A 13,296-nucleotide genomic window follows, 5' to 3' on the forward strand; every position below is an offset into this window, starting at 1 on the left:
CACGGGACGTACGGTCCTTCGGCGCGGTGCCGCGTACGCGCCGCTGACGAGCCGTTGACGGGCCCAAACTCCGCTGTCCGCCCGCCAGTTCGAGGCCGGGAGTCATCCGCGTACATAGGCGGGATCGCCCGCTGCGGCCCGTCCGGCGCCGCCAGTAGCGTCGACGCCCCCCAGTGCCGCGTACGCACTGCTCCTCCGTCCCCTCTTCCTCTCCGTACGAAGGAAGCGCCCGATGGCCTCTTCAGGACAGTCAGGACAGTACGAGTCAGGACAGTACGAGCGGAGCTACGAGCGGTTCCAGGGCGGCAGCCCCGAGGCGGAGCGTGTCGTCTTCGAACGGCTCGCCCGCGAGCTGATGAAGGTGCAGCGGGCCCAGATGCGCGCCGCGGGCGCCGGTTCACTGGCTCGTACGCAGCACGCCAAGCCCGCGCTCGGCGTGGAGAACGCGCGCCTGCGTTTCCGCGACGACCTGCCCGAGGAACTGCGCTGCGGCTTCGCGCAGCCCGGCGCCGAGTATCCGGCGACGGTGCGGCTGTCCAACGCGAACGGCATGCGGCGGGCCGACGGCGCGCCCGACCTGCGCGGCGCCGCCGTGCGCGTGGAGGTGTCCGCGGAGGAGAGCCACGACCTGCTCGCCACCAACTGGCCGGTGTCGCACGCCAAGGACGCCCGCGAGTTCGTCGCCTTCGCCAAGGCCCTCGCCGGCGCCCGCAGCCCGCTCCAGGTCGCCTTCGGGCTCTTCGTGAAGCTGCCGCTCGCCGTCGGCCTCTCCACCGCCAACCGCATGCGGCGCAACGTCCAGGCGGCGACCCGCCACACCGTCAACAGCCTCGTCGGCGAGACGTACTTCAGCCGCGGCACCATCCTGTGGGGCGCCGCCGGACCCGTGCGCTATCTGCTGCGCCCGGCGGGCGGCGCGGCCCCGTCCCCACGGCCCGACCGCCGCGACCCCAACTACCTGCACCGCGATCTCTCGCACCGCCTCGCCACCGCCGACGTCGCCTTCGACCTGTGCCTGCAGCGGTACGTCGACGAGACGCGTACGCCCGTCGAGGACGGCTCCGTGGAGTGGCGCGAGGCCATCGCGCCCGCCGTGCCCGTCGCCCGGCTGACGATCCCGAGCCAGGACCTGGACACCGCCGGGGCCCGCTCGGCCGCCCGGCGGGTGGAGGAGCTCGCCTTCAACCCCTGGTACACCACGGATGAGTTCCGCCCCCTCGGCAACCTCAACCGCGCCCGCAAGGCCGCGTACGAGGCGAGCGCGGCACACCGCCAGGGCCTGCGCTTCAGCACCGAGGAGCCGCTGCGCAACCGGGTGCTCGGCGTGCCCGTGGGCGCCGCCTTCCGGCTGCTGAACCGGGTCGTGCCCTGGCACCGGCTGCCGCTCCAGGCGAGCCTGCTCAACCTGTTGTTCCTGCGCAAGGCGCTGCGCCGCTTCAACCTCATCGACACCGACGTGCACGAGGCGCCGCCGAAGGCCGTGCCGGTGCCGCTGCTCCCGCACGAGAGCCTGCGCACGTCGCGCTCCTACGACGGTACGTACAACGACCTGTCCGCACCCGCCATGGGCGCCGTCGGCGCGGCCTTCGGGCGCAACCTGAAGCCCGACTACCGCCCCGACCTCTTCGACACCCCGAACCCGGTCACGGTGAGCCGCCAACTCCTGTACCGCGAGACCTTCCTGCCCGCCACCTCCCTCAACGTCCTGGCGGCCGCCTGGATCCAGTTCCAGGTCCACGACTGGGTCAACCACCGCCGCCATCCCGCGGGCACGAAGACCGTAGAGGTGCCGCTGCCGCCCGGCTCGGCCTGGCACAACACGCCGGACGGGCCCGCCGAGCACGTCATGCGGTTCGCCGAGAACGAGGGCATCCCCGTGGCCGACGGCCGGCCACCGATCCTCTTCGGCAACACCGCGTCCCACTGGTGGGACGGCTCGGAGGTGTACGGCGCCGACGAGGCGACGGCGAGGTTCCTGCGCGCCCCAGACGGCGGCGCCGACCTCCGTCTGGAAGAAGGACACCTCCCCATCGGCCAGAACGGCGTCCCGCTGTCCGGCTTCACCGACAGCTGGTGGCTCGGCCTCAGCGTGATGCACACCCTGTTCGCCCGCGAGCACAACGCGGTCTGCGCCGCGCTGCGCCGGACGTACCCCTCCATGAGCGAGGACTCCGTCTACCACACGGCCCGACTGGTGGTCTCCGCCCTCATCGCGAAGATCCACACGGTGGAGTGGACCCCGGCGATCCTCGCCACCGAGGCACTCGACCTCGGCCTGCACACCAACTGGGACGGCCCGCCCGACAACTGGCTCAACAAACTGGGCCTGTGGCTCCTGGAAGCGCACTCACTCACGGGCATCCCGAACACCCTCCCCGACCACCACGGCACCCCGTACTCCCTCACCGAGGACTTCGTCACCGTCTACCGCATGCACCCGCTCATCCCGGACGACTTCGAGCTGCGCGAGCACCACTTCGGGCGGCGCCTGGAGACCCTCGGCTTCCCCGACATCAACGGCGGCGCGGCGGAGGGCGCCCTCCGCAAGACGGGCCTTGCCAACACCCTGTACTCCTTCGGCATCGCGCACCCCGGCGCGATCACCCTGCACAACTTCCCGCGCGCGCTGCAGAAGTTCGAGCGCGAGGGCGAGCTCATCGACCTCTCCGTCGTCGACCTCGTCCGCACCCGCCGTCGCGGCGTGCCCCGCTACAACGATTTCCGCGCGGGCCTGCACAAGCAGCGCATCCGCGACTTCGAGGACCTCACGGAGAACCCGGAGACCCTGGCCCGCCTCAGGGACGTCTACAACTCCGTCGACGAGATCGACACCATGGTCGGCCTCTTCGCCGAGAACCCGCCCACCGGCTTCGGCTTCAGCGACACCGCGTTCCGCGTCTTCATCCTGATGGCCACCCGCCGCCTCCAGAGCGACCGCTTCCTCACCGTCGACTTCCGCCCCGAGATCTACACCCCCCTGGGCATCGACTGGGTCCAAAAAGGCGGCATGAACTCCGTAATCCTCCGCCACTGCCCCGACCTCGCCGCCCTCCTCCCCCGCACCGGCACAGCCTTCGCCCCTTGGCGCCAGGTCCCACCGACAGGCAACGGCGCCACCTAGAAACACGAAAGACCCCAGAAACTCTGGGGTCATCGTTGGTGTACTGATTGTGTCCGAGGGGGGACTTGAACCCCCACGCCCGATAAAGGGCACTAGCACCTCAAGCTAGCGCGTCTGCCATTCCGCCACCCGGACCGGTGGTCTGTCGCGGTTTCCCGCGGCGACGTGGAAAACCATAGCAAACATTCGGGGGCACCTGATCACGCTGGTCCGGGGGTGAACGGCGTATGACGAGGGCCGCCTGGCCTTGGGTCCGGGCGGTTGGCGCGGGAGGATGGGAGGGACCCAGAGTGCAACAGCGGGAGGAACAGCGTGAGCGAGCCGACCACGGGCGGCAGGGCTAACGGGGCGCGGGCCGTCTCCGGCGAGGACGAGGTCGTCGACCTGTGCCGGGACCTGATCCGGATGGACACCAGCAACTACGGCGATCACTCCGGTCCGGGGGAGCGCAAGGCGGCCGAGTACGTCGCGGAGAAGCTTGCGGAGGTGGGGCTCGAGCCGAAGATCTTCGAGTCGCATCCGGGCCGCGCGTCCACGGTGGCGCGCATCGCGGGCGAGGACCCGTCGCGGCCCGCGCTGCTCATCCACGGCCACACCGACGTCGTACCGGCCAATGCCCAGGACTGGACGCACCACCCCTTCTCCGGGGAGATCGCGGACGGCTGCCTGTGGGGCCGGGGCGCCGTCGACATGAAGGACATGGACGCGATGACCCTGGCGGTCGTACGCGACCGGCTGCGCAGCGGCCGCAAGCCGCCGCGTGACATCGTGCTCGCCTTCCTCGCGGACGAGGAGGCGGGAGGGACGTACGGGGCGCGGTATCTCGTCGACAACCACCCGGACCTCTTCGAGGGCGTGACCGAGGCGATCAGCGAGGTCGGCGGCTTCTCCTTCACCGTCAACGAGCAGCTGCGGCTGTATCTCGTGGAGACGGCCCAGAAGGGCATGCACTGGATGAAGCTGACCGTCGACGGCAGCGCCGGGCACGGCTCGATGATCCACAAGGACAACGCGATCACCGAGTTGTCCGAGGCCGTGGGGCGCCTCGGGCGGCACAAGTTCCCGGTGCGGGTCACCAAGACGCTGCGGCACTTCCTCGACGAGCTGGGCGACGCCCTCGGCACCGAGCTCGACCCGGAGGACATGGACGAGACGCTCGCCAAGCTCGGCGGCATCGCCAAGCTGATCGGCGCCTCGCTCCAGAACACCGCCAACCCGACGCAGTTGGGCGCCGGTTACAAGGTGAACGTCATTCCCGGGCAGGCGACCGCGCACGTCGACGGGCGCTTCCTGCCGGGGTACGAGGAGGAGTTCCTCGCCGATCTGGACCGGATTCTCGGGCCCAACGTCAAGCGCGAGGACGTGCACGCGGACAAGGCACTGGAGACCACGTTCGACGGCGCCCTCGTGGACGCCATGCAGATGGCCCTCCAGGCGGAGGACCCCATCGCGCGGGCCGTGCCGTACATGCTCTCGGCCGGCACGGACGCCAAGTCCTTCGACGACCTCGGCATCCGCGGCTTCGGCTTCGCGCCGCTGAAGCTGCCGCCGGAGCTGGACTTCGCGGGCATGTTCCACGGCGTCGACGAGCGGGTGCCGGTGGACGGCCTGCAGTTCGGGGTCCGGGTCCTCGACCGGTTCATCGACGCCTCCTGAGACCGGTTCGTCGGCGCCTGCTGAGACCGGTTCATCGGCGGCTGCTGAACGGAGGGCGCGGAGTGGTGCGTTCGGCGCGTTTCCGTACGTATACGGCTGCCGAAACGCGCGGGCGCGAGCCGAAACGACACTCCAATAATCGCCTGCGCGTGCGTAATTGACCGAAAAGAGTGAAAGTACGCATGTTCACGTAGCCCCCACGTTTCCCCTTCGTTACAGGTGGTGCGGTCCGCGGCTGGGACCGCATTTCCAACTAGGAGGAACAATGATCAAGAAGGTCGTCGCTGCGGCGGTAGCCACCGGTGGTCTGGTGCTCGCCGGCGCGGGCGTCGCCGCCGCCAGCTCCGGTGCGCAGGGTGCCGCCGTGAACTCCCCGGGCATCGCCTCGGGCAACGTCGTCCAGGCGCCCGTGCACGTGCCGGTGAACGTGTGCGGCAACACGATCTCCGTGGTTGGGCTGCTCAACCCCACTTTCGGGAACACCTGCACCAACTCGTGACGCCACTGTGCCTCACCCCGTAAAGGGGCCTCACCCCATGAGGGTCTGAAAACCCGTCGGCCCCGGAGTGCGTGCCATGCGCTCCGGGGCCGACGGGCATTGGGCGCACGGTGCACTGGGCTCGTGCGCATTTCCGGAAGGCAAGGCAGGAACAAGCTATGCGACAGGTCACGCGCAAAGGCCTGATCACCGTGGCGGCCGCCACTGGCGTAATCGCTGTCTCTGGTGGTTACGCCCAGGCCGACTCGGGCGCCCGGGGCGGCAGTTCGGATTCCCCCGGCGTGCTGTCGGGCAATTCCGTCCAGCTTCCCGTGGACGTACCGGTCAATGTCTGCGGCAACACCGTGAACGTCGTCGGGGCGCTGAACCCCGCGGCGGGCAACCACTGCGCCAACACCTCCGACGCCCCTGGCGGTGGCGGCGGTTACGGCGACGACGGCCATGGGGGCCACGGAGGCAAACCCTCCGGCGGCGGCGCCACGGCCGACGGCGACTCGAGCAACTCACCCGGCGTGGGCTCCGGCAACCACGTGCAGTTGCCGGTGAACGTGCCCGTGAACGTCTGCGGCAACAGCGTCAGCCTCGGCGGCGCGGGCAACGCCGCCGTCGGCAACGAGTGCGCCAACGAATCCGGGCACAGCAGCACCCCGCCCGGTGAGAAGCCGCCCACGAAGCCCGACCACCCGGGCAAGCCGGACCACCCGGGCAAGCCGGACCGGCCCGGCAAGCCGCAGGATCCCGGCAACGCCGGCACGCCCGAGCGGCCCGGCACGCCTCAGGCACCCGGGAAGCCTCAGTCGCCCGGCAAGCCGGGGCAGCCGGTCACGCCCGTGCAGCACGAGTCGGAGCGCTCGACCGTGCCGAACGTGCCGGAGGCGCACATGATCACGCCCCCCGAGGGCAAGGACCAGCTCGCGCAGACCGGCGGCTCACTGCCGGTCGGCGTCGCGCTGCCGGTGGGCGCGGGCATGCTGCTCGCGGGCACCGTCCTGTACCGGAAGGCGCGTGCCTGATCTCGCGCACACCGGGTGAACTCGTGTACACCGAGTGAAACGGAGCGGGCCCCGCGATCGCGGGGCCCGCTCCGTTTTCCTGGGCTGTCTTTCCTGCGCCGTCTTTCCCGCGCTGTCCTTCCTGCGTTCCTGCGTTCCCGCCCTTCGCACCGTCCGCCCGTCACCAAGTGGCCCGTACCTGGCGGATGATGCGCCGTCGCAGCCGCACCCGCCGACTGCCGTCGGCGTGCAGACTGAGGCGGTCCAACTCCCAGTGTCCGTACTCTGCGTGGTCGGTCAGCAGACGCGTGGCTTCCTTGCGGGACACCCCGCGCGGAACGTACACGTCGACAAATTCGTATTCCGGCATCGCATCTATTGTGCGGGCACCGGCCCGGTACGGATAGCGTCTGCACTATGTCTGATGCTGCGCAGCCCACCGCTGCCGAGGTACGCGCCGCCGCCGAGGCGGTCAAGACCGCCCTCGACCGCCACCTTGCGGCGGTCGAACGCAGGTCGGGCGAGGACGATCCCGATGTCTACGAGGCGTTCAACGAGCTGGCCGCCGCGGCCGAGGCGTACGACGAGCTGCTCTACGACCGCTATGACGAGGTCACCCCCTTCGAGATCCCCGCGGCGGAGGAGGCGTTGCCGCCGTACCAGGGGCCCGCGGAGCCGAACGCCTTGAGCGTGCTGATCCGACGCGACTACGCCGTCGTGGAGCCGCAGCGACTGCTGGCCCAGGCCGCGCGGGTCGAGGCCGCTGAGGAGGAGGACGACGCCATCGAGTCGGATCGTCTCGCGGGAACCGTGCCGGGTGCGCTCGGACTGCTCTTCGGCGAGTTCGAACCGGACGAGATCGCCTCTCGGCACAAGGAATTCGGCCTGGAGGAGGGCGACTCCACGCTGTGGGTCACCGCGGCGGGCGAGCCCGCGGAGCCCGGCGAGTGGCTGGAGTCCCCCTTCGACCAGCCCGACGCCCAGCGGGTGGTCTGCCGCTTCGACGTCAGCGCGGTCTTCGACGACGAGGCGGACGACGGGCTCGACGACGACCTGGACGCGGGGGCGGGGCCCGTGGGCGCGGCCCGCCGGAGATCGGCTCCCGGCGTCGACGCCGATCTCGACGGCGATCTCGATACCGACACCGACCTCGATACCGACCTCGACTTCGATCCGGACGAGGCGGTGTCCCTCGATGAGGTGGACGACGTGGAGGTCGTCGAGCGAGGGAAGGGCGGAGCTGGGGGTTAGGGGCCGCCCTTTCGCGCGCTTCGGCTCGCTTCGGCGCCCTTTGGGGGTGTCCGGGTGCGGCCTCGGACAGGGGCCCGGGAGCTGGAGTACCTCTGTGGCGCGCCCGGCGCCCGGTGACCTCTCGGCCGGGGGTCGGGCCGGGCGCGCCGTGCGTGGGGCTCAGCCGGCCTCCGGTGGCTGCGGGCGCAGCAGGGTGCGCAGGCGCGTCGTGCGCTCCTTGGCGGGGCGTTCGGCCACCGCCTGGGGCAAGGACTGGGCGACACCCTGGACCACCGACAGATGGCGCTCGGCGCGGCTGAACGCGGTGTAGACCCAGGGCCTGGTCAGGGTGGACGCCGCGTCGCCGGGCAGCACCACCACCGCGGCGGGCCAGCGGCGGCCCGCGGCCTGGTGCGCGGTGACCGCCCAGGCGTGCCGCACGGCCTGCTCCACCCGCTCCTTCGGTACGACGACGGGGGTGCCCTCGCACTCCAGGCGCAGGCCCTGCGCGTCGGCGCCGACGACCCGGCCGAGCGCCGTGCGGCCCGGCACGGGGGCGTAGGCGACGCGGTCGCCCGGATCGAAGCCGCCGAAGCGGCCCGGGCCCGGGTTCAGCCGCTCCTTCAGCGCCGCGTTCAGCGCGCGGGTGCCCGCCGCGCCGCCGTGACCGGGCGTGATGACCTGCGTCTGCCCGGCGGGCACGCCGATGGCGCGGGGCACCGAGTCCGCGACGAGCTGCACCGTGCGGTGGATCGCGTCGGCCGCGTCCCGCACCGGGACGATCACGACCTCCTTGCCCGGCGCCTCGACCTGGGCCAGCTCGCCGATGCCGATGCCGGAGACCAGCTCGCCGATGGGGCCGGGGTCCGGCGTGCGCGAGACGACCTGCGGGCAGCAGCGGGCCGTGAGCAGGTCCGCGAAGACCCGGCCGGGGCCCGCCGACCACAGCACACCGGGGTCGCCGCTGAGGACAAGCCGGGCGCCGTCCGGCAGCGACTCCACGAGCATCGCGGCGGTCTCCACGTCGAGCTGCGGCGCGTCGAGGACCACGAGCAGGTCGACGGCGAGCGCGCCGTCCGCGTCGCGGCCCGGCCCCTGCCGTCCGGACAGCAGGCCCGCCACGGTCACGGCGATGGGCGTGTCACCGGAGGCGGAGGCCGCCGTGGGGGTGGTGGTCCCGTCGGCGTCCCTGGTGGCGGTGCCCCCGTCGGTCCCGTCGCCGGGTGTGTGCCCTGCATCGGTCCTGTCGTCAGGTGTGTGGCCGGTACCGGTCCGGTCGTCAGGTGTGTGCCCGGTACGCGTGGTGGTCCCGTCGGCCGGCCCGCCCTCGGTGCGCTCACCGGCGGTGGCGTCCGGGGGAGTGCCGTCACCGCGGTCGGCCTCGTGGCCGGTGTGCGCGGCCGGTCCGCCGGGGGCTCCGTGGCCCGCGTGCCCGGCCGCTCGGGCGTCCGGGCCGGTGCCGTCCTGGCGGGTGGCGCTTCCGGGGGCCGCCACGGCGCCGTCGGCGTCCCCGCCCAGGCGTTCCGCCAGCCTCCGCTGCCCGTCCGGGCTGTGCGTCGCCGCGCACACCCGCAGGCCGAGGGCACGTGCCGCCGCCACCAGCGCGGTGGGCTCGGCGCGGGCCGCCTCGCCGCCCGTGTGCAGTACGAGACCGTGGCCCGCCACGGCGCGGATCAGGTCGGCGGCAGAGCCGGAGGCGCGGCTCGCCGCGGCGTCCCAGGCGGCGGCCGACGGGCCCGAAGCGTCGCCCTGCCCGTCCTTCGGCAGGGAGTTGATGATGCGGGCGAGGCCGTCGGCCAGGCTCTCCTCCGCGAGGGCGTACCGCTCCAGGCCGACCAGGACGCGGACGGGAGCCGCTGCCTCCGGGGCGTTCTCGGCGCCCTCGCCTGCCGTGGCGGGCGGCGCCGGTGCGGTCCCCGGCACGTCGTCCAGCGCGTCCTGGAAGACCAGCACGTCGCCCTCCGCGATGGCGGCCTGCACCGCCTCGTCCGGCTCCGGCACGCCGCGCTGGCCGAGCGCGGCGGTGAGCGCCGCCGACTCGAGGGCCGTGTGCCCGGCGAGCGCGGCCTGCTCCAGGAGCCACACGGTGAGGGCGCTGCCCCTGCGCTCGTCCCCGGGACCGCAGTCCGGGCCGAGGAGCGCCCGCGCGAATCCGTCGGCCTGCTCGGGCCGCACCCCGGCGACGCGCAGCAACTGCCAGGGGTCGGCGCGCAGCCGGTCGGCCGCGCCCTCGCCGAGCGCGGCCGCGGCCCGGGGCGCGAGTGCGGCGGGCGCGCCGCCTTCGGCCAGCACGGCCGCCACTGCTTCGGTGGTCTCCGGCGCGGGTTCGCTCGCGCCGATCGGGGCTTCGGGTGCGGGGCGGCGCACCGGCTCGGGGGCCGGGGCGGGCCTGCGCGGCGCGACCGGCTCGGCCTCGCGGAACGCCGAGGCCACGGGCTTCTCCCCGCTCTCCACGGCCCGCACCGCCGCCAGCAGGTCGGCGGCCGTCCCCTGAAGCTTCGTGCCCGCTTCGAGGGGGCCCTGCTTGGCGGCCTTGCGCTGCTCGATCCGCTCCCGCAACTCCCGCTGCGCGGCCAACTCGGCCTCGGCCTCGGAGGGACCGCCGTCCGCGCTGCCCTGACCGCCGCCCGCGTCGGCCGCCGTGGCCTCGGACGCGTCCTGCTCCGGGGTCTCGCCAGCGTCCCCGTCCCCGTCCCCGTCGGCGTCGGTGCCGGTCGGCTCCGGCGTCTCGGCGTCGCGCGCGTTCACGTCGGCAGCGGTGCCCGTCGGCTCGGGCGAGCTCTGCTCCCGGGTCTCGGCTGTGTCCCCGTCGGCGTCGGCCGCGGTGCCGGTCGGCTCTGGCGTCTCGGCGTCGCGCGCGTTCGCGTCGGCCGCCGAGCCGGTGGCCTCGGGCGAGCTCTGCTCCGGGCTCTCGGCTGCGCCCCCGTCGGCGTCGGTCGCAGCGCCGTTCGCCTCGGGCGAGTCCTGCCCTGGGCTGTCGGCATCGCCCGCGTCCGCCGCGGTGCCCGTCGGCTCGGCGGAGCCCCGCCCCGGGGTCCCGGCAGCGCCCTCGCCCGCGTCAGCCGCAGCGCCAGTCGCATCGGGCGAGCCCTGCCCCGAGGCAACGCCACCACCCGCGTCCGCGCCGACCGCCTCGGCCCCGCCCCGCCCCGCAGCCTCGCCGCCGCCCCGGGCACCGGGTTCACTCCCGTCCGCAGCCTGGCCCCCGCCCCCGGCACCGGGCCCATCCCCGTCCGCACCCCCGGCGTCGCCCCTGGCGGCCCCGCCGGAGCCGCCCTCACCCCCGGCTTCCGGTGCGGCCAAGTCGGCCCCGGCCTCCGGCGCGTCGCCTGCGGCGGGGGCCGGCCCGGCCTCCGGGGCCTCGGGCTCGGCGACCTCCGCGGCAGCGGACTCCGTACTCACAGCGTGCTCCAGTCCTGGTCTGGGTAGCGGTGCACGGGCGCTGACACGTCGTCGAGCGCCTGGCAGATCTCGTCAGGAAGACTAAGGGTCTCCACTGACAACGCGGCCGTGAGCTGCTGCGCGGTGCGCGCGCCGATGATCGGGGCCGTCACTCCGGGGCGGTCGCGCACCCAGGCGAGCGCCACCTGGAGGGGCGTGACCGCGAGGCCGTCGGCCGCTATCGCCACGGCGTCCACGACCCGGCTCGCCGGGTCGTCGAGATACGGCGCGACGAACGGTGCGAACTGCTCGGAGGCGCCGCGCGAGTCGGCGGGCGTCGCGTGCCGGTACTTGCCGGTGAGGACGCCGCGGCCGAGCGGCGAGGACGGCAGCAGGCCCACGCCCAGATCGACGGCCGCGGGCAGCACTTCGCGCTCGACGCCGCGCTGGAGCAGCGAATACTCCATCTGGGTGCTGGCGACGCGGGTGCGGGCGCCCGCCGCGGCGAGCTGCCAGGTCGCGGCCTTGGCGAGCTGCCAGCCGCTGAAGTTGGAGACGCCCGCATAGCGCGCGCGGCCGCTGGTGACCGCGATGTCCAGGGCCTGGAGGGTCTCCTCCAAGGGCGTCTCGGGGTCGAAGGCGTGGATCTGCCACAGGTCCACGTGGTCCGTGCCGAGGCGGGCCAGGGAGGCGTCGAGGGCGGACAGCAGATGGCCGCGCGAGCCGTCGAAGCGGCGGTAGGGGTCGGGCACGCTGCCCGCCTTCGACGCGATGACCAGATCGCGCCGCGGCACGAGGCGCTCGACGAGCCGGCCGAGGAGATATTCGGCCTCCCCGTCGCCGTACACATCGGCCGTGTCCACGAGGGTGCCGCCCGCCTCCCAGAAGGCCTTCAACAGGTCGGCGGCGTCGTTCTCGTCCATGTGTCCCCATGTGAGGGTGCCGAGTCCGATCCGGGACACACGCAGACCTGTTCGGCCGAGATGCCTCTGCTCCATGGCGCGAGATTACTGGCCACGCCTGAGCGCTTGGTGCGCGTGTGGACAAAGCAGCGACTGTGGACAACTCACCGACCCCTGCGGGGAATCGCCACCCGCCCCGGCACACCCACCTCGCACCCGGTCCGCCCCCACCCCGCACCCGGCCCACGCCACCGCCCGCCCCCACCCCGCCGTCCGCCCCTGACGGATCGCGCGCCCGCGCGCTACAGTCCCGGCACAGGCACGTTACTCATGAGTAAGGGGATTCGGCCATGCAGCTCGGGATCAACCTCGGCTACTGGGGCGCCGGGATGGACGCGGACAATCTCGCCGTCGCGAAGGAGGCCGACAAGCTGGGCTACGCGGTGTGCTGGGCGGCCGAGGCCTATGGCTCGGACGCGGCCACGGTGCTCGCGTGGGTGGCGTCCCAGACCGAGCGGATCGACGTCGGTTCGGCGATCTTCCAGATCCCCGCGCGCCAGCCCGCGATGACCGCGATGACGGCGGCCACCCTCGACTCGCTGTCCGGCGGGCGCTTCCGGCTCGGGCTCGGCGTCTCCGGGCCGCAGGTCTCCGAGGGCTGGTACGGCGTCAAGTTCGACAAGCCGCTCGCGCGCACCCGCGAGTACGTCGAGATCGTACGCAAGGCCATGACCCGCGAGCGCCTGAGTTACGAGGGCGAGCACTGGACGCTGCCGCTGCCGGACGGTCCGGGCAAGCCGATCAAGCTGACCGTCCACCCGCAGCGCGAGCACATCCCGCTGTACGTCGCCGCGATCGGGCCGAAGAACCTGGAGCAGACCGGCGAGATCGCCGACGGCGCCCTGCTGATCTTCCCGGCCGCCGAGCACCTGGAGGAGACCGCGCTGCGCCACCTGCGCGCCGGGCGCGAGAAGGCCGGCAAGACCATGGAGGGCTTCGACGTCGTGCCGACGCTGCCGCTCGCCCTCGGCAAGGACGGGGACATCGACGTGCTCGCCGACATGTTCCGGCCGTACACGGCGCTGTACGTCGGCGGCATGGGCAGCCGGAAGCAGAACTTCTACAACCAGCTCGCGCGGCGCATGGGGTACGAGAAGGAGGCCGCCGAGATCCAGGACAAGTACCTGTCCGGGGACAAGGACGGCGCGGCCGCCGCCGTACCGCGCTCCCTGATCGACTCCACGACGCTGCTCGGCTCCGTGGACCGCATCGCGGACCGGATGCGGGCCTACGCGGAGGCCGGTGTCACCACGCTCACGCTGGCGCCCGCGGGCTTCACGCTGGAGGAGCGGCTCGCCTCGCTGCGGGCGGGCACCGAGGCCCTGGAGCGCGCCGGTCTCGGATGAGGCGCAAGAAGAAGTTTCGCTGAGGCGCAAGAAGAAGTTCCGCGGCCGTGGTGGGGGCTCGGGGGGTCTTCCCCGCCACGGCCGTCACGGAGCACAACGCCCCGAGGGC

General features: G+C 73.0%; 9 protein-coding genes and 1 tRNA gene. 6 read left to right on the forward strand and 4 right to left on the reverse strand.

The window, feature by feature from the left end; genetic code table 11:
- Positions 1-232: 232 nt before the first annotated feature.
- Positions 233-3,121 (forward strand): peroxidase family protein, encoded by a 2,889-nt coding sequence (locus AC0KTA_RS30955; protein WP_481051502.1) that lies wholly within the window; start codon positions 233-235, stop codon positions 3,119-3,121.
- Between the two features lie 50 nt (positions 3,122-3,171).
- Here the strand turns inward: AC0KTA_RS30955 and AC0KTA_RS30960 are convergent.
- Positions 3,172-3,256 (reverse strand) — tRNA-Leu (locus AC0KTA_RS30960).
- 177 nt (positions 3,257-3,433) lie between these two features.
- Between AC0KTA_RS30960 and AC0KTA_RS30965 the strand changes: the two genes are divergently transcribed.
- The 3 genes from AC0KTA_RS30965 (at position 3,434) to AC0KTA_RS30975 (ending at position 6,289) form a co-directional block, all read left to right on the forward strand.
- Positions 3,434-4,777, forward strand: coding sequence for a M20/M25/M40 family metallo-hydrolase (locus tag AC0KTA_RS30965; protein ID WP_481051503.1), 1,344 nt, complete (start codon positions 3,434-3,436; stop codon positions 4,775-4,777).
- A 265-nt stretch (positions 4,778-5,042) separates the two neighbouring features.
- Positions 5,043-5,276 carry a chaplin gene (locus tag AC0KTA_RS30970; protein WP_481051504.1) on the forward strand — a complete coding sequence of 78 codons (234 nt, stop codon included), beginning with the start codon at positions 5,043-5,045 and terminating at the stop codon, positions 5,274-5,276.
- 158 nt (positions 5,277-5,434) lie between these two features.
- The gene (locus tag AC0KTA_RS30975) at positions 5,435-6,289 is read left to right on the forward strand and encodes a chaplin (protein ID WP_481051505.1); all 855 of its coding nucleotides are present in this window, start codon (positions 5,435-5,437) and stop codon (positions 6,287-6,289) included.
- Positions 6,290-6,449: 160 nt separating this feature from the next.
- On the opposite strand, the gene AC0KTA_RS30980 is transcribed toward AC0KTA_RS30975, so the two are convergent.
- Positions 6,450-6,638, reverse strand: coding sequence for a DUF5703 family protein (locus AC0KTA_RS30980; RefSeq protein WP_016641768.1), 189 nt, complete (start codon positions 6,636-6,638; stop codon positions 6,450-6,452).
- 47 nt (positions 6,639-6,685) lie between these two features.
- On the opposite strand from AC0KTA_RS30980, the gene AC0KTA_RS30985 reads away from it, so the two are divergent.
- Positions 6,686-7,519, forward strand: a complete 834-nt coding sequence (locus tag AC0KTA_RS30985) for a hypothetical protein (RefSeq protein ID WP_481051506.1) — start codon at positions 6,686-6,688, stop codon at positions 7,517-7,519.
- 159 nt (positions 7,520-7,678) lie between these two features.
- Here the strand turns inward: AC0KTA_RS30985 and AC0KTA_RS30990 are convergent, their stop codons facing one another.
- Together AC0KTA_RS30990 and AC0KTA_RS30995 are read right to left on the reverse strand one after the other, a co-directional pair.
- Entirely contained in the window at positions 7,679-10,246 is a 2,568-nt protein-coding gene (locus AC0KTA_RS30990) for a helix-hairpin-helix domain-containing protein (protein ID WP_481056629.1), read from the reverse strand.
- 650 nt (positions 10,247-10,896) lie between these two features.
- Positions 10,897-11,877, reverse strand: coding sequence for an aldo/keto reductase (locus AC0KTA_RS30995; protein ID WP_481051507.1), 981 nt, complete (start codon positions 11,875-11,877; stop codon positions 10,897-10,899).
- Between the two features lie 254 nt (positions 11,878-12,131).
- On the opposite strand from AC0KTA_RS30995, the gene AC0KTA_RS31000 reads away from it, so the two are divergent.
- Positions 12,132-13,187 carry an LLM class F420-dependent oxidoreductase gene (locus AC0KTA_RS31000; RefSeq protein ID WP_481051508.1) on the forward strand — a complete coding sequence of 352 codons (1,056 nt, stop codon included), beginning with the start codon at positions 12,132-12,134 and terminating at the stop codon, positions 13,185-13,187.
- The last annotated feature ends 109 nt before the right edge of the window (positions 13,188-13,296 follow it).

Source organism: Streptomyces sp. Y309 (assembly GCF_056712025.1).

Coding starts and splice junctions, on each gene's coding strand:
- AC0KTA_RS30955 (WP_481051502.1), top strand. CDS start 233: ATGGCCTCTTCAGGACAGTCAGGACAGTACGAGTCAGGACAGTACGAG.
- AC0KTA_RS30970 (WP_481051504.1), top strand. CDS start 5,043: ATGATCAAGAAGGTCGTCGCTGCGGCGGTAGCCACCGGTGGTCTGGTG.
- AC0KTA_RS30975 (WP_481051505.1), top strand. CDS start 5,435: ATGCGACAGGTCACGCGCAAAGGCCTGATCACCGTGGCGGCCGCCACT.
- AC0KTA_RS30980 (WP_016641768.1), bottom strand. CDS start 6,638: ATGCCGGAATACGAATTTGTCGACGTGTACGTTCCGCGCGGGGTGTCC.
- AC0KTA_RS30985 (WP_481051506.1), top strand. CDS start 6,686: ATGTCTGATGCTGCGCAGCCCACCGCTGCCGAGGTACGCGCCGCCGCC.
- AC0KTA_RS30995 (WP_481051507.1), bottom strand. CDS start 11,877: ATGGAGCAGAGGCATCTCGGCCGAACAGGTCTGCGTGTGTCCCGGATC.
- AC0KTA_RS31000 (WP_481051508.1), top strand. CDS start 12,132: ATGCAGCTCGGGATCAACCTCGGCTACTGGGGCGCCGGGATGGACGCG.